17 protein-coding genes, 2 tRNA genes and 1 pseudogene are annotated in these 21,231 nt (G+C 59.2%); 9 read left to right on the top strand and 11 right to left on the bottom strand.

Annotated elements, in window-relative coordinates; all coding sequences use genetic code 11:
• The 8 genes and pseudogenes from AC05K6_RS00005 to AC05K6_RS00040 form a co-directional block, all read right to left on the bottom strand.
• Positions 1 to 949, bottom strand: a pseudogene (locus tag AC05K6_RS00005) (hypothetical protein); the annotation flags it as partial.
• A gap of 111 nt (positions 950 to 1,060) precedes the next feature.
• Positions 1,061 to 1,681 (bottom strand): aminoacyl-tRNA hydrolase, encoded by a 621-nt coding sequence (pth, locus tag AC05K6_RS00010; RefSeq protein WP_448308207.1) that lies wholly within the window; start codon positions 1,679 to 1,681, stop codon positions 1,061 to 1,063.
• 92 nt (positions 1,682 to 1,773) lie between these two features.
• A complete protein-coding gene (pth, locus tag AC05K6_RS00015) occupies positions 1,774 to 2,310 on the bottom strand; it encodes an aminoacyl-tRNA hydrolase (RefSeq protein WP_293790999.1) in 537 nt (178 codons plus the stop codon).
• Positions 2,311 to 2,500: 190 nt separating this feature from the next.
• On the bottom strand, positions 2,501 to 3,151 hold the full coding sequence (locus AC05K6_RS00020) for a 50S ribosomal protein L25/general stress protein Ctc (RefSeq protein ID WP_448308132.1): 651 nt from the start codon (positions 3,149 to 3,151) through the stop codon (positions 2,501 to 2,503).
• Positions 3,152 to 3,436: 285 nt separating this feature from the next.
• A complete protein-coding gene (locus AC05K6_RS00025) occupies positions 3,437 to 4,408 on the bottom strand; it encodes a ribose-phosphate diphosphokinase (protein WP_293791001.1) in 972 nt (323 codons plus the stop codon).
• Positions 4,409 to 4,519: 111 nt separating this feature from the next.
• Complete coding sequence (gene glmU / locus AC05K6_RS00030; RefSeq protein WP_473963778.1) at positions 4,520 to 5,983, bottom strand: bifunctional UDP-N-acetylglucosamine diphosphorylase/glucosamine-1-phosphate N-acetyltransferase GlmU; 1,464 nt, start codon at positions 5,981 to 5,983, stop codon at positions 4,520 to 4,522.
• Positions 5,984 to 6,151: 168 nt separating this feature from the next.
• Positions 6,152 to 7,546, bottom strand: coding sequence for an MFS transporter (locus AC05K6_RS00035; RefSeq protein ID WP_476727407.1), 1,395 nt, complete (start codon positions 7,544 to 7,546; stop codon positions 6,152 to 6,154).
• A gap of 29 nt (positions 7,547 to 7,575) precedes the next feature.
• Positions 7,576 to 7,647: transfer RNA gene (locus tag AC05K6_RS00040), tRNA-Gln, on the bottom strand.
• 90 nt (positions 7,648 to 7,737) lie between these two features.
• Between AC05K6_RS00040 and mfd the strand changes: the two genes are divergently transcribed.
• On the top strand, positions 7,738 to 11,475 hold the full coding sequence (gene mfd, locus AC05K6_RS00045; RefSeq protein ID WP_476727408.1) for a transcription-repair coupling factor: 3,738 nt from the start codon (positions 7,738 to 7,740) through the stop codon (positions 11,473 to 11,475).
• Positions 11,476 to 11,512: 37 nt separating this feature from the next.
• Complete coding sequence (locus AC05K6_RS00050; RefSeq protein ID WP_476727409.1) at positions 11,513 to 12,829, top strand: MazG nucleotide pyrophosphohydrolase domain-containing protein; 1,317 nt, start codon at positions 11,513 to 11,515, stop codon at positions 12,827 to 12,829.
• Positions 12,830 to 12,865: 36 nt separating this feature from the next.
• Here AC05K6_RS00050 and AC05K6_RS00055 read toward each other — a convergent pair whose 3' ends face one another.
• From AC05K6_RS00055 to AC05K6_RS00065, 3 genes are read right to left on the bottom strand one after another with little or no spacing between them, the layout of a single operon-like run.
• Entirely contained in the window at positions 12,866 to 13,726 is an 861-nt protein-coding gene (locus tag AC05K6_RS00055; protein ID WP_293791005.1) for a metal ABC transporter permease, read from the bottom strand.
• Positions 13,723 to 14,535, bottom strand: coding sequence for a metal ABC transporter ATP-binding protein (locus AC05K6_RS00060; protein WP_293791006.1), 813 nt, complete (start codon positions 14,533 to 14,535; stop codon positions 13,723 to 13,725). Before AC05K6_RS00060 ends, AC05K6_RS00055 begins: the two co-directional genes overlap by 4 nt.
• On the bottom strand, positions 14,536 to 15,453 hold the full coding sequence (locus AC05K6_RS00065) for a metal ABC transporter substrate-binding protein (RefSeq protein WP_293791007.1): 918 nt from the start codon (positions 15,451 to 15,453) through the stop codon (positions 14,536 to 14,538).
• Positions 15,454 to 15,575: 122 nt separating this feature from the next.
• Between AC05K6_RS00065 and AC05K6_RS00070 the strand changes: the two genes are divergently transcribed.
• From AC05K6_RS00070 to AC05K6_RS00100, 7 genes are all read left to right on the top strand, one after another.
• Positions 15,576 to 16,292, top strand: a complete 717-nt coding sequence (locus AC05K6_RS00070) for a metal-dependent transcriptional regulator (RefSeq protein ID WP_448308135.1) — start codon at positions 15,576 to 15,578, stop codon at positions 16,290 to 16,292.
• 11 nt (positions 16,293 to 16,303) lie between these two features.
• Positions 16,304 to 17,176 (top strand): lytic transglycosylase domain-containing protein, encoded by an 873-nt coding sequence (locus tag AC05K6_RS00075; RefSeq protein ID WP_476727410.1) that lies wholly within the window; start codon positions 16,304 to 16,306, stop codon positions 17,174 to 17,176.
• Between the two features lie 209 nt (positions 17,177 to 17,385).
• Complete coding sequence (gene eno, locus AC05K6_RS00080) at positions 17,386 to 18,663, top strand: phosphopyruvate hydratase (RefSeq protein ID WP_448308137.1); 1,278 nt, start codon at positions 17,386 to 17,388, stop codon at positions 18,661 to 18,663.
• Between the two features lie 90 nt (positions 18,664 to 18,753).
• Entirely contained in the window at positions 18,754 to 19,485 is a 732-nt protein-coding gene (locus tag AC05K6_RS00085; RefSeq protein WP_476727411.1) for an FtsB family cell division protein, read from the top strand.
• 83 nt (positions 19,486 to 19,568) lie between these two features.
• Positions 19,569 to 20,135: a DUF501 domain-containing protein gene (locus AC05K6_RS00090; RefSeq protein ID WP_476727412.1), complete on the top strand. Its 567-nt coding sequence runs from the start codon at positions 19,569 to 19,571 to the stop codon at positions 20,133 to 20,135.
• Positions 20,136 to 20,177: 42 nt separating this feature from the next.
• Positions 20,178 to 21,161, top strand: coding sequence for a Ppx/GppA phosphatase family protein (locus AC05K6_RS00095; protein WP_476727413.1), 984 nt, complete (start codon positions 20,178 to 20,180; stop codon positions 21,159 to 21,161).
• A tRNA-Leu gene (locus AC05K6_RS00100) sits at positions 21,152 to 21,225 on the top strand. The genes AC05K6_RS00095 and AC05K6_RS00100 overlap by 10 nt, the downstream gene beginning before the upstream one ends.
• Positions 21,226 to 21,231: the final 6 nt, after the last annotated feature.

Raw genomic sequence — 21,231 nt, forward strand, 5'->3', positions numbered from 1 at the left:
GTTGAGCAGCCTTTTGCGTTGGCTTTGGCTCAGCCTTTGGTGCTACTGCCTTTGTAGCAGGCTTAGCTGCTGGCTTTGGTGCAGCGTTTGCTACTGGTTTTGTTGCAGGCTTGGTTTCCGGTTTCGGTGCTGGCTTTTCAACAGCCTTTGGCGCAGGCTTTGCTGCTGGCTTTTGTCCCGTCTTGGGTAGCGTCTTGTGCTCCGGCTTTGGCGAAGGCGCTGCGGGCTTTTGTGCTGCCTTGGGTGGGGTTGGCTTCGGCGCGGGCTGTTGAGCAGCCTTTTGCGTTGGCTTTGGCTCAGCCTTTGGTGCTACTGCCTTTGTAGCAGGCTTAGCTGCTGGCTTTGGTGCAGCGTTTGCTACTGGTTTTGTTGCAGGCTTGGTTTCCGGTTTCGGGGCAGGCTTTTTAGCAGCCTCTTGACTTGGTTTTGCCACAGCCTTTGGGGCGGTCTTAGACGTGGATTTTGGGGCCTGTTTAGGCGCCGTTTTCTTCTGTGTCGTGGACGGTGCAGATCCGGGAGCTGGAGGCGCACCAGCGCTCGAGCTGATCTTGATCGCCGTACTATTTTCCGCAGCGACAGTCTTCTTCGCTGGAGTCTTTACGTCGCTGGCTAAGTCTCCGGGCTTAGGAGTTTGCCCGGACTTTGGATCCTGGGGCTTCTTCCGCGTAGGCGGCGCCTTGGGTGCAGCTTGCTTAGGCGCGGCGGGCGCAGCTTGCTTGGGTGCAGACTGCTTTGTTTTGTCGGGCGCAGCTTGCTTAGACGCAGCGGGCACCTCCGGCTTGGGTGCAGACTGCTTGGGTGCAGCCGGAGCAGGCGCTGGCTTTGCCGTCTGGGAGCGGTTGGGCGCAGAGGAACTAGAGGTTGGTTGTTTCTTCTGGTCGGGAGCAGAGTTCGTCGATTCTGCCCGCTTGTTTCGTATAGCGCGCAGTAGTCCAAAAACCTGCTTCACTAGCATCTCCCAAAAGCAAAAGTCGAGTGCATGAATTCACTAATACTAACGCCATGTCTCTCCGAAACGGACAAGAGTTCTCGTGTCGGCGAGCTGACTATGTCGTTACAGCTATGTGCGCTTCCGAGTGTGGATATCGTTTCGCGCAATGTCTGTGCCATTGTTCACGATGAGTGTCACTGCGTCTACCGAATCGCCAAGCGTGTTCTCGATCCATCCTGAATCGGAGTCGAAATCAGAGTCCTCGAAAGGGGCGAGAACGAAATCGATTACGGAAGTGCCCTTTGGCGGCCGACCGATGCCCATACGCACCCGCACGTACGCTTGAGTACCCAATTCAGCGGTCATTGAACGCAAGCCGTTGTGACCGCCCTCGCCACCCTTATCCTTGATGCGTACTTGGCCCTTGGCGATGTCAAGCTCGTCGTGACAAACGATCACCCGCTCCGCAGGAACGTTTAGCGCAGAAGCCAGGGGGCCGACTGCTTCACCGGAATTGTTCATAAACGTCGTGGATCGGACCAGCAGCACGGGAGTTTCTTCAACCCGGATTGTGGCAACCTTAGCTTTTTCGCCCACTACCGGCAGCCACTCCGCACCGTACTTTTCAACCAGTCGATCAATAGGCCAGTACCCGATGTTGTGCCGAGTCTCGGCATACTTCGCACCGGGATTTCCGAGGCCGATAACGATCCACTCTGGGGAGAATTCCTGCAGATCAGCTAAAGAAATCTTCTTGTCCCGCGAGGAGCTAGGGGCATCGTTAGTCGCGCCCTTACGGAAGAGAGAAAACAAAGATTGAAGGAAAGACACAGCTACTAGTTTTACACCTCTAGGTTGCGTTCAATTGCGTCAGCTGCGTCAGCGCACATGATCGCCACATCCGCAGCCTCTGACTTCGGGAAGGGCTTCAGTACATACGCAGCCGGATCCATCCTGCCCGGCGGTCGACCGATGCCACACGACAAGCGCCAGTAGTCCTTCGTACCCAGTGACTTCGTAATCGACTTCAAGCCGTTATGTCCCTTATCGCCACCGGATTGGCGCAGCTTTACTTCCCCTGGATCGCCTTCCAGATCGTCGTAGGCAACGATGATGTTCTCCGCGGGGATCTTAAAGAATGCCGCTAGTTGTTGCACCGGCCCGCCCGACACATTCATATAAGTCCGTGGTTGTGCCAGCACTACCTTGCGCCCAGAGATCGTCACTTCGGCGATATCCGTGTTCGTTTTCTTATGGGTGCTCAGGCGCGCCGCTGGCATTTGCCGATCCAGCAGCTCATCGATGACCATTCGCCCTACATTGTGGCGGGTTGTTGAGTACTTGCTACCGGGGTTGCCCAGCCCGACGATTAGCCACATGTCGCTGTTGGTGTGTTGCTTTGTTTTTGGTGACGCCACCTGTTTCCCGACCTCTCTTAAACTCACTGACGGTCATTGTACTGTCCAGTCCTGGCAAGAAACTGAGCCTAAAGGTGGCGTCAATAGAAAACGAGCCACACCGTGCAGCGCGTGCACATGGTGTGGCTCGATTCTGATGCAGGGGAGTGGTTTACTCCTCGGACTCGCCCTCTTCGGCCTTCTCCTCGGAAGCCTCCGCAGCCTCGCCCTCGGCACCCTCGGCGCCCTCTTCGTCAGTGTCCTCCGGCAGTTCCTCTTCCTCCGGCTCAACAACGTTGATGATCAAGGTGTCCTCTTCGGAAACCAGGGAAGCGTTACCCGGCATCTGCAGGTCGCCTGCCACGATCTGGTCGCCGATCTGCTTGCCCTCAACATCCACGGAGATTTCTTCCGGAATGTTCAGAACGTCAGCCAGGATGGTAATAACGTCAGCCTCCTGGGTAACCAGGGCGCCCGGAGCAGCTTCGCCGGTGAAGACAACCGGCACGTCGACCTCAACCTTCTCGCCGCGCTTAACGTTCAGCAGGTCAGCGTGGTCAACGTCCAGGGTCAGCACGTTCTGATCCACAGCCTTGATCATGACCAGGTGATCCTGGCCTTCAATCTCAAGCTCCAGAACAGCGTTGACACCCTCGTTACGCAGGATGGCCTGGAACTCCAGGATGTCGACGTGGACGTGCATCGGGTCCAGGCCGTTGCCGTAAACAACAGCGGGGACGCGGAAGTCGCGACGCAGACGACGGCTAGCGCCCTTACCAAACTCGGTACGCAGCTCGCCCTTCAGACGGGTGATATCAGCCATGATGTTCTCCTTCTAGTAATGCGCTCCAGATGTACTCGTTTGTACACTGTCGTGCTTAATGCGTTTCAACCGCGGACACAAAAAATGCCGCGATATCTCGCGGCGTGTATGCATCCCACAATTGATTGGTTGCGTACCCGCCGGGAGAGGGGGACGTCAAACAAAAGAAGGGGAGTGTGCTTTTCGCGCCGATAACGGCCAGATTCTATATAAGAATCCAGCCCTCGCCGAGATTCGGGAAAATTTTAGCACACCCCCGACGGGGGTTTAAAACTGTTTGCAGAGTTACTCAAACAAGGTGGTCACAGATCCATTCTCGAAGATCTCGTGAATGGTCTTAGCTACCAGCGGAGCGATCGACAGCACCGTCAGGTTGTCCCAGCCCTCGGTGGACTGCGGCAGAGTATCGGTGGTGATGATCTCGCGGGCGCCACAGTTGCTGAGGCGCTCTCGAGCTGGGTCGCTAAACACACCGTGGGTGGTGGCGATGATTACGTCGCCAGCGCCCGCCTCACGCAGCACACCGACGGCGCCCGCGATAGTTCCGCCGGTATCAATCATGTCATCCAGCAGCACACAGGTGCGGCCCTTCACGTCACCGACTACGCGGTTGGCGGTGACCTTGTTGGCCACATCTATGTCGCGAGTCTTGTGGATGAAAGCCAGCGGTGCGTCGCCCAGAACGTTGGCCCATTTCTCGGCAACCTTAACGCGACCAGCGTCGGGGGAAACCACGCAGATGTTGTCTAGGTTGTAGTTCTTCTTCACGTGATCGGTAAGGATCGGCATGGCGTGCATGTGATCGACCGGGCCGTCGAAGAAGCCCTGAATCTGGTCGGTGTGCAGGTCGACGGAGACGATGCGATCCGCGCCGGCGGCCTTCAGCAGGTCGGCGACCAGGCGGGCGGAGATCGGCTCGCGTCCGCGGTGCTTCTTGTCCTGACGGGCGTAGGGGTAGAAAGGCAGGATCGCGGTGATGCGCTTAGCGGAGCCGCGCTTCAGTGCGTCGATCATGATCAGCTGTTCCATCAGCCAGTTGTTCAGCGGCTGCGGATGCGACTGCAGTACGAAGGCATCGGAACCGCGGACGGACTCTTCGAAGCGGACGAAGATCTCGCCATTGGCGAAGTCGCGGGCGGTGGTCGGAGTGACCTCGATGCCCAGTTCACGGGCAACAGCCTCCCCCAATTCCGGATGAGCCCTGCCGCTAAACAGCATCAGGTTCTTTTGATTGTCGATCCAGTGGGTGGTGGACACTTGTGCTTTAACCTTCCGGTCGAAGAGCTGGACTATTCATCTTTTTAATAGGGCGTTCCCCATTTTAGGGCGCGCCCAAAGGTAACAACAAAACTGGCGCAGAGGAGCGCGCTACTGCTGGTCTGCCTGTGGGGTAGAGGTCGGTGAGCCGCCCTCGGCTACTCGCTTGGCGGCAGCTTCACCGGCTGCAGCGGCGGCAGTTCCGGGGCGTTTCTTAGCGACCCAGCCTTCGACGTTACGCTGCTTGCCGCCGGAGACAGCCAACGCTCCCGGCGGAACGTCTTCCCTGATGACGGTACCGGCACCAGAGTAAGCGCCGTCGCCCACGACTACTGGTGCGATAAACATGGAATCGGAGCCCGTGCGCACATGAGAGCCGACGGTGGTGTGGTGCTTGTTTACACCGTCGTAGTTGACGAAGACGCTGGACGCGCCGATGTTGGAGTACTCGCCGACCGTCGCATCGCCGATGTAGGTAAGGTGTGGCACCTTGGAACCTCGGCCGATGTTGGCCTTTTTCGCCTCGACGAAGCCTCCAAGCTTGCCTTCCTCACCCAGCACCGTGCCTGGTCGAATGTAGGTGAATGGCCCGACTTCAGCGCGCGGGCCAATGGTGGAATCAGAGCCGTGAGTGCGTATCACCCGTGCACCTTCGCCAACCTCGACGTTCTCCAGGGTGGTGTCGGGGCCGATCTGCGCATTATCCGCGATGGTCGTGGTACCGAGCAGCTGAGTGCCGGGCAGGATCGTTACGTCGCTGCCGATCTGGACATCCACGTCGATCCAGGTAGATGCCGGGTCGACGATTGTCGCTCCGCCACGCATGGCTGTGGTGACGGTGCGGCGGTTGAGCTCCGCTCCTGCAGCCGCTAGCTGTACACGGTCGTTGACGCCCGCCAGTTCCGCTGCGTCGGCGGCGATGTGGGCGCGCACGGGGTGACCCGCGCTGCGAGCGATGCTCAGTACATCCGTCAGGTACAACTCGCCCTGCGCGTTATCCGTGTTCAATTGCGCAAGACCATCACGCAGGATCGCCGCGTCAAAAGCGAAGACACCGGAGTTAACCTCATTGATCGCCTTTTGCTCTTCCGTCGCGTCCTTTTCCTCAACAATGGCGGTCACCATGCCGTCATTGGTGCGCAGGATGCGTCCATAGCCCGTGGGGTTGTCCTGGTGGACAGAAAGCACGGTCACGCTTGCGCCATTGTGGGTTGCGGAAAGCTCCTGCAGAGTTTCTGGGGAAAGGAGCGGGACGTCAGCATTGGTCACTACGACAGTGCCTTCGAATCCCTGCAATGCCTCCATTGCGCACTGGACGGCGTGCCCAGTACCCTTTTGCTCTTCCTGCACGGCGGTGTCAATGGTACGGCCGAGCTGCTCGGATATCTCCGCCACGGCGGGACCGACCTGCTCGCGACCGTGGCCGATCACTGCCACGATGCGTTCCGGGTTAATACCCGCTGCGGCGTGCAGGCTATGTGAAAGCAGGGTGCGCCCGCCAATGGAGTGCAGGGTCTTCTGCGTCGCGGACTTCATCCGCGTACCGGCTCCGGCAGCGAGCACGATCACTGCCACGGGCTGGCTTTGAGCCTTCGGGTGAGCTTCGGGGTTTTGTGCAGCATCAGTCACGTTGTTGGCATTCCTTACTTTCCCTGACTTATTTTCCCTGACTTTTGGTCAAAAGCGATATCCAGCATAGCGCCGTGTACTCGCTGCGTTGGGCAGGTCTCCCTCTCGGGCAAGTTAAGAAACGTTTTCTTTGCCCACCGAGACTTCCGGCAGGGTGTGGGACAGTCCCGCTCCCAGCAAACCGAACAACGCCAATGCGCCGAGAGCGACCTCGGGGGAGACCATTGCTAACGCACTGGTCAACGCACCCACGATCAGCAACAGCACACCCATCAACGTGTTCGCCACCGACACATACCGAGTACGCTGCGTTCCCTCCGCCATATCCACAATGTAAGTGGAGCGAGCGACCCTAATCGCAGCGTGGGCAAGCGAAATAATGAAAAACGCGATGGGGAGCCACCACACCAGGGCGGTGGTCCACGTGTGGGCGTCACTAATAGAGGAGGCATAGCCCAGAGCAACGGTGATGATCAGAACAACCGTTGCCAGCAGTGCGGCGCCACTGAGGGTGTTGCGTGAGCTGACATCGGAAAGCCATCCTGAAACCCTGCCTGCGAGCAGCGAGGCCACGCCAGCGGCGATGACGAAGGTACCCAAGCCAGTAAATATAGCGCTGGCCATTGAAGATTCCTCGGCTACGGACTGCTGGTTGGCCATCGTTACCAGGAACGTGGGCGACAGTGCCGAGGCGAGCAGCAGCGAACGAAGCAACACGAAGCGGCGGAAGTCCCCATCGCTGCGCACAAGATCTACGATGTCGGCGAATACGTCGCGCAGGTAACTGGTGCCCTGTGGAAGGTCTTTTTGTTCTTGTTTGGTGACGCCCTCACGGATTCCCTTGAAAAGCCATGCACTGGCCAACCAGGCCACAGCGGCGGTGGCAAAAAGAACGGCGAAGAGGGTAGGGGTGAGCTCCCCTCGGGCGGCCTGGATGGCCACACCTACAAAGATGGCCACGGCGCCGGACAGCGTAGTGGCAAAACCCGTGAGTCGGCCGCGGAACCCCTTCGGAACGGTGCGTCCAGCAATGTCCTTACTGGTTAGCGATACCAGGGAACGACAGGTTGAAAGCAGCGCCAGGGCTCCGAGAATAATCAGTCCGGCCAGCAGCCCATCGGTAAGTAGAGCCGCTGCGACCATGATCGCGCACGCTAAAGCTTGGCCGAGCGTACCGATCTGCATGAAGCCCAGGCGCGAGGTCTTAGTTTGCAGCCACGGGCGGAACAGGGCTTGGGGCAGCATGGAGCCCGACTCACGGATCGGCACCAACAGTGGAATGATCCACGCGGGAGCTGCGACGATGGATAGGAACCACGGCAGGATTGTTTTGGCCGACACGATCTGATCGCCAATGTTTTGGGTGCCGAAGCCCAGGGAATAACGACCTGCGTTTTCCTCGACATGCTTGAGATCGCTCTCTGGCGGGGTGCCGATGAATTTTGTGGTGAATGTGTGCCAAAAAGAGTTGGATTCAGCGCCGTGCGCTGGAGTGGCGTTGCCGGACATGGGTTGCCCTACCCTTCGCATTAAAAAAGCTCTCCCACCAGGACTCGAACCTAGAATGACGGTACCAAAAACCGTAGTGTTGCCAATTACACCATGGGAGAGTGGCACATAATAATGTGCAGCAGACACATTACAGTATGGCGAACCGGGCGCATAAACCGCAGGGTGGGCTGGAAGATAAACTGATGGCCATGAGTCAGACATCCACGTCGCAAGCCGAGTCCAATCAGCCGTCGAAAATGGCGCCCAGCCTGGCGGGGCTACTCAAAGCCACCGCTCAGGATGGAAAGTTGCGCGGGATGATGACGCATCTGGGGGAGCGGTCTCTGCATATGCAGGCTCCCGAAGGAGCCTGGCCGTTCATCGTTGGAACCTTGGCGCAACGTGCTCCATTGCTGGTGGTGACGGCGACGGGCCGCCAGGCTCAGGATCTCACCACGGTATTGCGGTACATGCTGGGCGATGGCGTCGAGCACTTCCCGTCCTGGGAGACCTTGCCACACGAGAAACTCTCCCCGGCGGTAGAGACCGTGGCAACCCGCATGCGGGTGCTACGGCGCCTTCAGCAAGGGGATGCAAATCTCAAGGTGGTGGTCACGCCGACACGAGCGGCAGTGCAGCCTGTGCAGTCCAATCTGGGCGACGTCATCCCGGTGCGGCTGAAGGTGGGAGAGGAAATCGACTTCGAGGCATTGACTCACCGCCTGCAGGAGCTTGGATATACGCACGTTGATGTCGTGGGCAAGCGGGGTCACTTCGCTATCCGCGGCGGCATTGTGGATATTTTCCCCGCGACCGAGGAAATGCCTGTACGCGTGGATTTCTGGGGCGATGAGATCACTGAGGTGCGCGCTTTTAGCGTCGGCGACCAGCGCACCATCCCCGGGGTAGAGCCAGACGAGGTGATGGTCTACGCCTGCCGGGAGTTGATCGTGACGGACGAGGTGGCGTCGAAGGCAAAGAACCTGGCTCAAGAACATGCCGGCAACGCAGAGCTGGCCGAGATTCTCGATAAGATCAGCCAGAAAATACAGGTGCAGGGCATGGAATCGCTGATTCCGGTGCTACACACAGCAGATCTGGTGGCGCTGCCGGAACTCATGCCAGAGGAGACGCACACGCTGGTGCTGGCTCCCGCTGCTGTCGAACGGCGCGCTCACGATCTGCGCGAAACCGGCCAGCAGTTCCTCGAAGCCAGCTGGGATGTCGCCGCGATGGGTGGTTCCGCTCCGATGGAGGGCGTGGCCTACCTGTCGGTGGCTGCGGTGCAGAAGGTGCAGCAGAAGCTGCGACGGCCGTGGTGGACCCTTTCTACGCCCGGAATGGCTGATTTTGAAGCAGATACCGACGCCGACGCCAACACCTCCGACGTCCTCGAACTCGACTACGCCCCGGCGCCCCGACCGCACGGAGAAATGGAAGCGATCGGTGCGTTAATGAGCGATATTCGGAAGCGGGTGGAATCTGGCGGTCGTGTGGCCTTTGCCGCACCGACCCCGGCCGTTGCGGCCCGTATGCTGCGACGGTTCCAAGAGGCCGGTATTGCAGCGGAGGCCATCGGCGTGGATCTGAGCGGCAGTCGGGGACTGGGGAGGATTAAGAAGTCGAAGCACACGACTGCCGATGAACCCGCTCCGCACCAGGTGTGTATCTATCATGCGGTTGCTTTTGAGGGTTTGGTGTTTCCTTTCGCTGGGGATGATAAGCGCTCCAGCTTGTTGTTCTTTACTGAAACGGATCTAACCGGTAACCGTGTGGACGCGAAAGCCACGGGCAAACGCAAGCCGGCGAAGAAGCGCAACAGGGTGGATCCGCTGGCCTTGGAGCCAGGCGACTTGGTGGTGCATGACTCCCATGGCATCGGCAAGTTTGTGAAGATGACGGAACGCACGGTGGGCAAGGGGTCGGATGCCTCCCGCCGTGAATACCTGGTTTTGGAGTATGCGCCCAGCAAGCGTGGTGGCCCTGGGGATCAGCTGTATGTGCCGATGGATCAGCTGGATATGCTCTCGCGTTATGTCGGTGGTGAGAAGCCGGCGCTGTCCAAAATGGGCGGAGCTGATTGGAAAAACACCAAGCGCAAGGCACGCGGCGCGGTGCGGGAGATTGCCGGCGAGCTGGTGCAGTTGTATGCCAGCCGCCAGGCCGCGCCGGGCTATGCGTTCGCAGCGGATACTCCGTGGCAGCGCGAGATGGAGGATGCCTTCCCCTACACGGAAACCGAGGATCAGTACAACGCCATTGAGGCCGTGAAAGCGGACATGGAAAAGCCAGTGCCGATGGATCGCGTGATTGTCGGCGATGTGGGCTATGGAAAAACGGAAGTTGCAGTGCGTGCAGCATTCAAAGCCGTGCAATCCGGCAAACAGGTGGCGGTTCTCGTGCCGACGACTTTGCTTGCGCAACAGCACTTCAATACTTTTAGCGAACGCATGCAGGACTTCCCCACGACCATTAGGGAACTGTCGCGCTTTACCACTCCGGCGGAATCCAAAAAGGTCATTGCCGGCATGGCCGATGGCACGGTGGATATTGTGATCGGTACCCATCGCCTGCTGCAGACGGGGGTCCACTGGAAGAACCTTGGGCTGATCATCGTGGATGAGGAGCAGCGCTTCGGTGTGGAGCACAAGGAGCACATCAAGTCTCTGCGCACTCACGTGGACGTACTTACTATGTCCGCCACCCCGATTCCTCGCACCCTGGAGATGTCGATGGCGGGTATCCGCGAAATGTCGACAATCCTTACTCCACCGGAGGATCGCCATCCGGTGCTGACGTATGTCGGTGCACAGGAAGACAAGCATGTGGCAGCTGCCATCCGCCGCGAGCTTCTGCGCGATGGCCAGGTGTTCTACGTGCATAACAAGGTGCGCACTATCGAGCAGACCGCTGCCGATATTCGCCGCCTGGTGCCGGAAGCTCGCGTGGTGGTTGCGCACGGTCAGATGAGCGAGGAGCAGCTTGAGACCACGGTCAAGGGCTTCTGGGACCGCGAATTCGACGTGCTGGTGTGTACCACCATCGTGGAAACGGGTCTGGACATTGCCAACGCAAACACCCTGATCGTCGAGAATGCGCATCACATGGGTCTTTCGCAGCTGCACCAGCTGCGTGGTCGTGTGGGTCGTTCCCACGAGCGCGGATACGCCTACTTCCTATACCCACGCGGTGAGGTACTCACTGAGACCTCTTACGACCGGCTAGCCACCATCGCCCAGAACAACGACCTCGGAGCGGGCATGGCGGTTGCCATGAAGGATCTGGAAATGCGCGGCGCCGGTAATGTGCTGGGCGCCGAGCAATCCGGTCACATCGCAGGGGTGGGCTTCGACCTTTACGTTCGCCTTGTGGGCGAAGCAGTGGAAGCGTTCCGAGCCATGGCCGATGGCAAGCCTGTTGACGGTCGTGAGGAGGAGAAGAAGGAGATCCGCATCGATCTGCCTATTGATGCGCATATCCCGGCCGAATACGTCGCTTCGGAGCGCCTTCGCCTGGAGGCCTACCGCAAGTTCGCGGAAGTGCAGGACGAGGAACAGATCGAGAAGGTCCTGGAGGAACTCAACGACCGCTATGGCGAGCCCCCGCAACAGATTCAAATGCTTGCGGTGCTTTCCCGTCTGCGGTTGCTGTGCCGAGACCTGCAGGTCACGGAAGTTGTAGCGACCGGCTCGAAGATCAGCTTCAGCCCGATTGAGTTGCAGGATTCCACCCAGGTGCGGCTGAAGCGCCTGTTCCCGGCGGCAAACTATCGGGCGACGACCAAGATTGTGCTGATCCCGGCGCCGAAGCGCGGTCAGGGGATGCGTGCGGTTCCGTTGCGCGATACCGAGCTGGTGCAGTGGTGTGCCGATGCGCTGACGCAATTGGCTGGTATTCCGATCCGCAGTATGTCCGGAGCGGCGGGCACGACCACTAGCAAGGACTAAAGCACGTCTTGAGCGGTGACACGCTAGAATAACCGCCATGTCAGTCGTATTGCTCGATCCCCGTTTCCCCGCGATGATTCCCGTGGACGCCGTCGATCTGCTCCGCGGCGATGTGTGTTACACGGAGGAGGTACCTATCCGCGTCCGCTGGGTCATCGCGGATTTGGGTGGCCACACGGTCGACGACTCCGAGATTCTCGTCACGACGGATCTGGACAATGAGACTGTTATTAGCCGCATTGAGGCTGGCGAAGAGCTCGTCACCGCGCCGAGTCTGAAGGTGCATTTGGAGCCTGCACGTGAGTTGGAGGCTGGTTCTTCTACCGCTGTTTCTGATGACGCCACCGCGGGGGAAAATGAGCACGAGATTACCCACTCGGGCGATGGAGTAGTGGACGGTGAAATCGTCGGAACCGATGAGCACACCGCTGCCGTCGCTGGTTTGCGTCGCACGACCCGTACAGAGGTTCCGGCCTCTGTGATGGATGAGATTGAGGATGCGGTTGCACTGATGGCGCGGGCGCTGCGCCAGGGGGAGTGGGAGCAGTCGATGACCCACACTAGCTTGGTGAAATACCTGCGGGAGGAGACCGAGGAATTGGCCCGCACCATCGCGTTGATGGAGCAGTGGGAGGCCGCAACCAATCCACGGGCGGGCGCAAAGGACCACGCTAAGGACGGCGCAAAGAACAACGCCCAGGACGGCACAGAAAAGAACGCAGAAAAGGGCGCACGTCCCGAGTGGCTTGAGCAGGATCTGTGTTCTGAGCTTTCCGATGTGTTGCTGCAGGTGCTCTTCCACGCTGAAATTGCTAACCGCCGAGGCTCCTTCGACATTGGGCATGTGGCGGGCGCTTTCTCTGCGAAATTGCGCTCTCGCGCGCCTTACCTTTTTGAAGAGGTAGAGCGTCAAGTGCCACGCCAGGAGCAGGATCGCCTGTGGGAGGCGGGCAAAAAGGAAGAGGAAGCTCAACGAGTTAGGGACTTCGGCGAGGATTACCTGCGTTACGCGGAGGCGAAGCAGCAGCCCGCTCGTCCTGAATCACACCCGGAACCCCACCGGGCACCCCACAATGCACCGCATGCAGCACCCCGCCCTGCCACGCGCCAGGAGCCGCATGCGCAGCAATTCCCCGCCGTGCACGGTGCCACCGGTACGAGTGCGCTATCGGCTGCGGAGGCCGTCATTGCCGAGGCTCGGAAACTGGGAATTCCGGATAAGGACATCCCGACTGATATTCGCTACCCGATGGTCGGCCTGGAGCTCGATAGTCCCGGCGAGGCAGAGCGTCGCTTGAATGACGCAGTTGCTGCCTTCCGCGAGAAGTTGCGCACCCAGCGGCCAGAAGCCTAGGAACGGGATTCCTAAGCAGTGGGGGGCAAAAGGCATTTAGTGGCGCGCCAGCATTGCCCGCACCAGCCCCTCACGCGGGGCGAACAAGTACGTCAGAGCGAAAATCGCCGATTGCACTAACACGATGGTGCCGCCGGCGGAGACATTCAAATTGAAGCTCAGCACAATGCCCGCGACACAGCTGACCCAGGCGACCAGCGGGGCAATCAGCAGCATACGGCGAAAACGGCGCGTCCACAGGTAAGCCGTCGCACCTGGGGTAATTAGCATCGCGACCACCAAAATCACGCCGACGGCTTGAGCGCTGGCGACCACCACACACGCGAGGCAAGCCAGCAGCGCCCAGCGAATGGCCTTCGTGTTGAAGCCCATGGTTCTGGAGTGCTCGGCGTCAAAAGCCCACAGGGTGAAGGTGCGCGCATTGGCGAGAAGCACGACACAGGCGATACCGCCGATAGTCAGAATCTGCCACAACGAGGACTGCGTGATGCCCAGCAGGTTGCCGAACAGGATTTCCTGAAGGTGCGTGCCGCTCGGGGTGACAGAGAGCAGCACCAAGCCGAGCGCGAAGAAGGTGGTGAAGATAATGCCGATGGAGGTGTCCTCCCGCAGTGTGGTTCGCTCTTTTACCGAGCCTACCAGTCCTACCGCGATCAGTGCCGCCACCATAGCCCCAACGGCGAAGGGCACGCCGGCGATATAGGCCAGCACCACGCCGGGTAGGACGGCGTGTGAAACTGCATCTCCCAAAAGAGACCAGCCGACGAGGATCAGCCAGCAGCTGAGTAAGCCTGCGACGATAGCCATCACACTGGCGGCAAGCAGCGCACGATGGACGAAGCTATAGCTAAAAGGCACAAGGATGGGATCGAGGAAAGTGCCGGAGAGAGCGCTCATGAGTGTGCCTCCTTGTCCGCGATCAGCGGCGTATCGGTGCTAAAAGTGCGAGTGAGGTTTTCCGCCGTCAGCACATCATGCAGCGCACCCTCGGCCACGATGCGTCGGTTGAGCATCGCCACGTTGTCGCATAGTTCCGGGAGTCGGTCGAGGTCATGTGTGGAGATCAAAAGCGCGGTGCCGTCTCCGGCGAGCTCGTGCAATAGTGCGGTGATCTGCGACTGTGACTGTGTATCGACCCCTGCAAAAGGTTCGTCGAGCAGCATAATCTTTGCCTCTTGGGCAATGCCGCGCGCCACGAAGACGCGTTTGCGTTGCCCGCCTGAAAGCGCCCCGACGGGACGGTCCTGCAGCTCCGTTAGCCCGGTCTGTCGCAGTGCTTCATCAACGATGCGTTCGTTGTTCTTCTTTTCTTGACGCCAACTCTTCAGTCCCCATAGTGGCGAGCCCTGCGGCAGGAGCCCCACCTTCGACCGTGCCTGGCGCCTTCCGCTGGCGACGATTTCGCGGACACTGATGGGGAAATTCCAGTCCACGTGATCGTGCTGAGGAACATAGGCCACAGCCCCACGTGCGCCGCTGGCGCCAACTGTGATGCGTCCTGACGATGGCTGCACCAACCCCATGATGGCCTTGAAAAGCGTGGACTTGCCAGCGCCATTCATGCCAATGAGTGCCGTGATCTGCCCGAACTCGAGGCGGAGGTTCACGCCGGTTAGCGCATCGACAGAACCGTAGTTAACGTGCACATCATCGACGACAAGAGCCGGGCTTGTAGAGGGTATGTCTGAAGACTGCGGTGGTGTCATTTACTTCTTGGTGTCCTTACCGGTGAGCCCGCTGACGATGGTGCGGGCGTCATAAGAAAGAAGATCGAGATAGGTCGGTACAGGGCCGTCGGTTTCGGAGAGGGAGTCAACGTAGAGCGTACCGCCGTCGCGTGCGCCAGAGTCACGCATCACCTGCTCTTTCGGGCCGGCTTCAACGGTGGATTCGCAGAACACGGCGGGGACATGGTTGTCCTTGACGAACTTGGTGGCCTGGGTGATCTGCTGTGGGGTGATCTCGCCTTCAGTGTTGACTGGCCAGATGTAGCCCTCCTTCATGCCTGCGTCGTGGGTGAGGTAGCTAAAGGCGCCCTCGCAAGTCATGAGCGCGCGTTGGCTACGAGGGAGTTTCTTTAGGCCGGTGTGCAATTCGGTCTGCACGTCGTCGAGCTTATCCTTGTATTTATCGCCGTTGTCCTCGTATGTTTGCGCGTTATCCGGGCGCAGATCGCTGAGGGCCTTGACGATGTTGTCGACATAGGTTTTGGCAATTGATGGGCTCATCCACGCGTGGGGGTTGGGCTGGTCAGTGCCCTTGATGTTGATAGGGGTGATGCCATCGCTTGCTGTAACGCGCTTGGCTTTGCTGTCGGCGGTCAGCTTATCCAGCCAATGTTCGAGGCCCAGGCCGTTGTTGATGATGAGTTCTGCGTTAGAGGCGGCGGCGATATCTGTGGGGGAGGGGTCGTAACCGTGGACTTCCGCGCCGGGCTGGGTTAGTGACCGCACTGTGAGGGTATCGCCGGCGATGTTGGCGGTGATGTCCTGCAAAATGGTGAAAGTAGTGAGAACCTCGGCCTTTTCGGCGCCGCCGGTGCCGTTGCTATTGCAGGCTGTCGTGCCAGCTATTGAAAGCGCACTGATACAGAGGGCTGCGACCATCCGCTTAGTGGTATTCATTTTCACTGTATAACTCTTTCTGTTAGTGAGGGGTGTAAAGTTCAACGCGTTGAACAATACAGTGTAGTCTAATCCATCCCCAGGAGTTCATAAAACCCCCTTACCCCCGTAAACTGAACTGTATGCATGTCACAGACCTTCCCGAGAGGTCCCAGGACTACCTGAAGAAGATCTTTGATCTACAGGAATGGTCCGGCAGCGGGGTTTCCCTCTCCGTTTTGGCCTCTCACATGGAACAACGCCCCTCCACGGCGTCGGAGGCCATTAAGCGCCTCGTCGCGCAGGGGCTCGTTGAGCACGCCCCCTATGGCGACATTGAACTCAGCGACGCCGGGCGCACCATCGCACTGGCCATGGTGCGTCGCCACCGATTGATCGAAACTTTCCTCTGCACCCATCTGGGATATGGGCTGGATGAAGTGCATGACGAAGCTGAGGTCCTGGAACATGCAGTGTCCGAGACCTTTGTTGAACGCATCGCCAACCTGCTCAATAACCCCACCCGAGACCCACACGGTGACCCCATTCCGGACGAGGGTGGCCGTATTCCCGCGAGTTCGGCCTTCCTGCTTTCTGACGCCCACACGGGTCAATACCTCGTAGTCGACCGAATCAGCGACAGGGACGCCGCGCTGGTGCGCTATCTCACCCAGCATGGAGTTCTCCCCGGAGTACACGTCACCGTGGGGGAGCGCGTCTTTGCTGACATGGCTGAGCTTCAAATAGCCGAGTCGGAAACACGGGTTCAATTGCCAGCTAGTAGCCTAAGCGCAGTGTTAGTAAGTGCGGCTCCGGCTAAGAAGAAACAAACTAAGTCGAGCGGACGCACCAAGAAATAGGAAGGACCTTCATGGCGTCGAACCGCTATCGCCGTCCCCAAAGGATCGAACCCAGGGATCTGACATGGGACGACGAGGCAGCAACCTCAAGCCGCCCCAATCGAGGGTTGCTGGGAGGCTGCGGATTCTTCGTCGTGGTTATCGCACTATTGGCGATCATTGGACTGGTTGGCTACCTCGTCGCGGGATTCGTGACGAGCAACAATAACGCGGAATCCGACCGCCAACCGGTGCCCACGGATGTGCCGCCAAAGGCAGCGAGTCCGGCCCCGGATATAGACGGAGACGATTTCGACAGCGCTTATCAGCGGCTACTGGATTGGGCCAAGCCCAAGTCCGAGGAACTAAACATTCCTCTGCCCGCGCTTATTGCCTACGGAAATGCAGAGGCAATCGCTCGCGCAGAGCACCCCACCTGCAATCTTTCCTGGAACACTCTGGCCGGACTCGGATACGTAGAAACCCGCCATGGAACGTACGACGGTGACCGCTTCGGGGCGTCAAAGCTAAACGATGATGGCATTGCCGAGCCGGACATCATTGGGCCGAAGCTCGATGGGCGACAGTTCGCCAAGGTGGAAGATACCGATGGTGGACGACTAGATGGAGATCGCGAGTACGACCGCGCGCTGGGGCCGATGCAGTTCATCCCTGAATCCTGGAAGACCTATGGGGTGGATGCTGACAAGGATGGAAAGAAAAACCCCCAGAGTGTGTTTGACGCAGCTGCTGCCGCAAGCGCCTTGTTGTGCCGTGAACAGCGCGACCTTGGTACTAAGTCCGGCTGGACTAACGCAATCAAGGGCTACAACCTTTCCGACGAGTACGTGATGCAGGTGCGCGATGCAGCGGCAAACTACGCGCTCGGACAGTCGCCTATGTAAAACCATCCCCCTTTAGGGAGGGGGAGTTTTCCCTCGGTTCTTCCGGGCGACGGCGAAAATTTTATGGCGGTGTCACAATGGGAGTAGACCGTTGCACTAGGTGCCGATCAGATGAATGCCTAGGCCACGGTGGAGACCTTTTTAGCTGTTAACCGAGAACAGATAATCAACAGTTGGCACTCGATGCCACATGCCAAGGAGGCAGACACATGGCCCTGATCCTCAACATTGATGCCCGTGAAATCATGGATTCCCGCGGTAACCCGACCGTAGAGGTTGACGTAGTACTGGACGACGGTTCCTTCGGCCGTGCGGCCGTACCTTCCGGCGCCTCCACCGGTGTGCACGAGGCACACGAGCTGCGCGATGGTGGCGACCGCTACCAGGGCAAGGGTGTTTTGAACGCCGTCAAGAACGTTATCGACGAGATCGACGAAGAGCTGATGGGCGTTGAGGCTGACGACCAGCGCGTCGTTGACCAGCTGATGAAGGATCTGGACGGCACCGAGAACAAGTCCAAGCTGGGCGCCAATGCGATCCTGGGTGTATCCATGGCTGTGGCTCACGCAGCTGCAGAGACCGCCGATCTGCCACTGTTCCGCTACGTCGGTGGCCCGAACGCTCACGTTCTGCCGGTGCCGATGATGAACATCCTCAACGGCGGTGCACACGCAGACTCCGGCGTTGATGTCCAGGAGTTCATGATCGCCCCGATCGGTGCCGAGAGCTTCTCCGAGGCACTGCGTGCCGGCGCAGAGGTTTACCACACCCTGAAGAAGGTTATTAAGGAAAAGGGGCTGTCCACCGGCCTGGGTGACGAGGGCGGCTTCGCCCCTTCCGTCGATTCCACTAAGGCTGCCCTGGACCTGATTGTCGAGGCAATCGAAAAGGCTGGCTTTAAGGTCGGCGAGGACGTGGCACTGGCTCTGGACGTCGCTTCCTCCGAGTTCTACAAGGACGGCAAGTACCACTTCGAGGGCGGCGAGCACACCGCCGAGGAGATGGCTAAGGTTTACGAGGAGCTCATCGAGTCCTACCCGATCGTCTCCATCGAGGATCCACTGCAGGAGGACGACTGGGAGGGCTACACTGCCCTGACCGCCAAGATCGGTGACAAGGTGCAGATCGTTGGCGATGACTTCTTTGTCACCAACCCGCAGCGCCTGGCCAAGGGCATCGAGGAGAAGGCCGCCAACGCCCTGTTGGTGAAGGTTAACCAGATCGGCACTCTGACCGAAACCTTCGAGGCCGTCGAGCTGGCTCACCGCAACGGCTACCGCACCATGATGTCCCACCGCTCCGGTGAGACCGAGGACACCACCATTGCCGACTTGGCTGTCGCTCTGAACTGCGGCCAGATCAAGACCGGTGCTCCGGCTCGTTCCGAGCGCGTTGCAAAGTACAACCGACTGCTGCGCATCGAGGAGATCCTGGGCGACGCTGCCGTATACGCAGGCCGCTCTGCCTTCCCGCGCTTCAAGAAGTAAACGCATAACAGATCAGTAGCCCACGGCCACCCGCGTAGGTGGCCGTGGGCTACTCGCATTTCAGCTTCGCTTCGCTAGACTCTGTAGACCATGAGCAAATCGACCAAGGGCGAACCGGCAAAGGAGCCGGAGGAGAAGCCGCGCGCAGACGTGGCGTCCGAAAACAACGGGCAGGAAAAAGACCGCCCCGCGTCCGCCCGCCTGCCTCGCGCACGGTCGATCGAGAGACGAGAAAAGCGACGGCAGCGCGCACAGACCGCGCCGAAGCGCATGGCCCGATCCTTTGTGGAGGTGCCGAAGAACATGAGCCCCGCGACGTGGCTCGTGTCGCTGCTTTTGCTGATCTTCCTGGCGGTTTCGATTACGAATCCGCTGCGTAACTATTTTGAACAACGCGCTGAGCTGGCGCAGCTCAACACGAAGATTGCGGGGCAGGAGAAGGAAAAAGCCGAATTGACCAGCGAGCTCAATCGCTACCGCGATGAGGATTACATCAAGGAGCAGGCTCGCACCCGCCTGGGACTGATTGAACCGGGAGAGTCGGCATTCCGCATCATTTCCCCGAAGATCCAGGCTGACAAGCTGGGCACCGAAGTGGAAGACGAGAAGAACGGTGACGAGGGGAACCGCGATTGGTACCAGCAGTTGTGGGACTCCATCTCTACTCCGGAGGAAATCTTGGAGGAACAGAACGACCCGGAGAATGAGGATCACAAGCTGCCGACAGTGCCGGAGGAAAAGACGGACGCGCCGGCGCCCGAGCAAGCCTCTGAAGGCGCCCCGGCTCCGGCGCAGGAACAAGCACCCGCGCCAGCTAACTAGTACTCGCAAGTTTCCTTTAAACAAAACGTCAAACAAAACGTCCACAAGTAAAACGCCCACCAAAAAAACCAGAAAGTCTAAAGATGACCAATGCCCGCCAGCCCGGCCCACCGACCGACGAAGACCTTGAGGTAATGCGCCAGCAGCTTGGCCGTCCGCTACGTGGTGTGGTGGAGGTCAGCTACTACACGCCTGACGGTGTGCCCGCAGTGGTGAAAACGCAGCCCAAGTTGCCTGATGGTACGCCTTTCCCCACTCTCTACTACCTGACTGACCCGCGCCTGACCGCGGAAGCCTCGCGCCTAGAGGTGACGGGCGTCATGAAGTCAATGCAAGCCCGATTGAGCGAGGACGAGGATCTAGCTGCGGACTACCGAGCAGCACACGAGCACTACCTGGCTGAACGCAACAAAATGGAAGACCTGGGTACCGACTTCTCTGGCGGGGGAATGCCAGATCGCGTGAAGTGCCTGCACGTCCTTATCGCCTATGCGCTGGCAGAAGGGCCGGATCGGGTACGCCTAGGAACCGAAGCTGTGGCGCTGGCAATCGAAAATAACCCAAAGCTTGAAGGTACGGCGCTGCCTAAGGACTGGCCGACCTCCGCCGCTCTGGGTACGTCAATGCAGACCGCGAGCGTTGAGAAATAGCCCTAAAAGGGGATCTAGCGCACTGGGGTAGCCTGGGGAACTATGAGTGCTCCCCACAATGAGGTTTCCAATCCCCGCTTTGCCGCCATTGACTGCGGCACAAACTCCATCCGTTTGCTGATCAGCGAGCGGACTCCAGATGGTCAGATTAACGAGCTGAACAGGGATAACATCATCGTTCGCTTGGGGCAGGGGGTAGATGCCACCGGGCGTTTTGCAGACGAGGCGCTGCAGCGCGTGGATGATGCACTGCAAATCTATGCCGACCGGATGGTCGACTACGGGGTGGTCGACGTGATGATGGGCGCGACCTCCGCTACCCGCGACGCGGCGAACCGTGAAGAATTCTTCGACATCACCCGCCGCCATTTGGGGCGCGTGCGCGAAGGCGCGGTGGCAAAGGTTATTTCTGGCGAACAAGAGGCTGAGCTCAGTTTCCGGGGAGCCGTCACCGACCTGCCGGGTGCTGCAGAGCGCACCGTGTGCGTAATTGATCTAGGTGGCGGATCTACGGAGTTCGTTGTTCATGGCCCAGGCCGCGAGCCGCAGGCTTTCTCAGCGAACATGGGCTGTGTGCGGTTGACGGAACGCTTCCTGCACGATCAACCGCCAACGCAGCAGCAGATCGACGATGCCCGTTCCTTCGTCGAGGAGTTGATGGAGCAGGTTCGCTCGCATGTGGATCTGCGCGCAGTCGATCAGGTTGTCGGGGTGGCGGGTACGATGACGACCCTCACCGCTCTTACTCTGGGGCTTTCGGAGTATGAGCCCGAGCGCATTCACATGGCCACCTTGCCGCTAGAGGACTTTCGCGCAACAGCACGTACGTTGCTGGGATTGACGCCCCAGCAGCGTTGCGAGTACGGGCCTATGCACCCGGGGCGTGCGGACGTCATCGGTGGTGGTTCAATTGTGGTGGATGCCTTCACAAGCCGGTTCCTAGATTGGGGGCTTAGTGAGATCACGATCAGCGAGAAGGATATATTAGACGGGATGCTGGCTGAGGTCATGGCACGCCCCCTATAGCCCAATTGGCAGAGGCAGCGGACTTAAAATCCGTTCAGTGTCGGTTCGAGTCCGACTGGGGGGACTTTTT

The sequence above is a fragment of the Corynebacterium sp. TUM25020 genome, assembly GCF_056388495.1.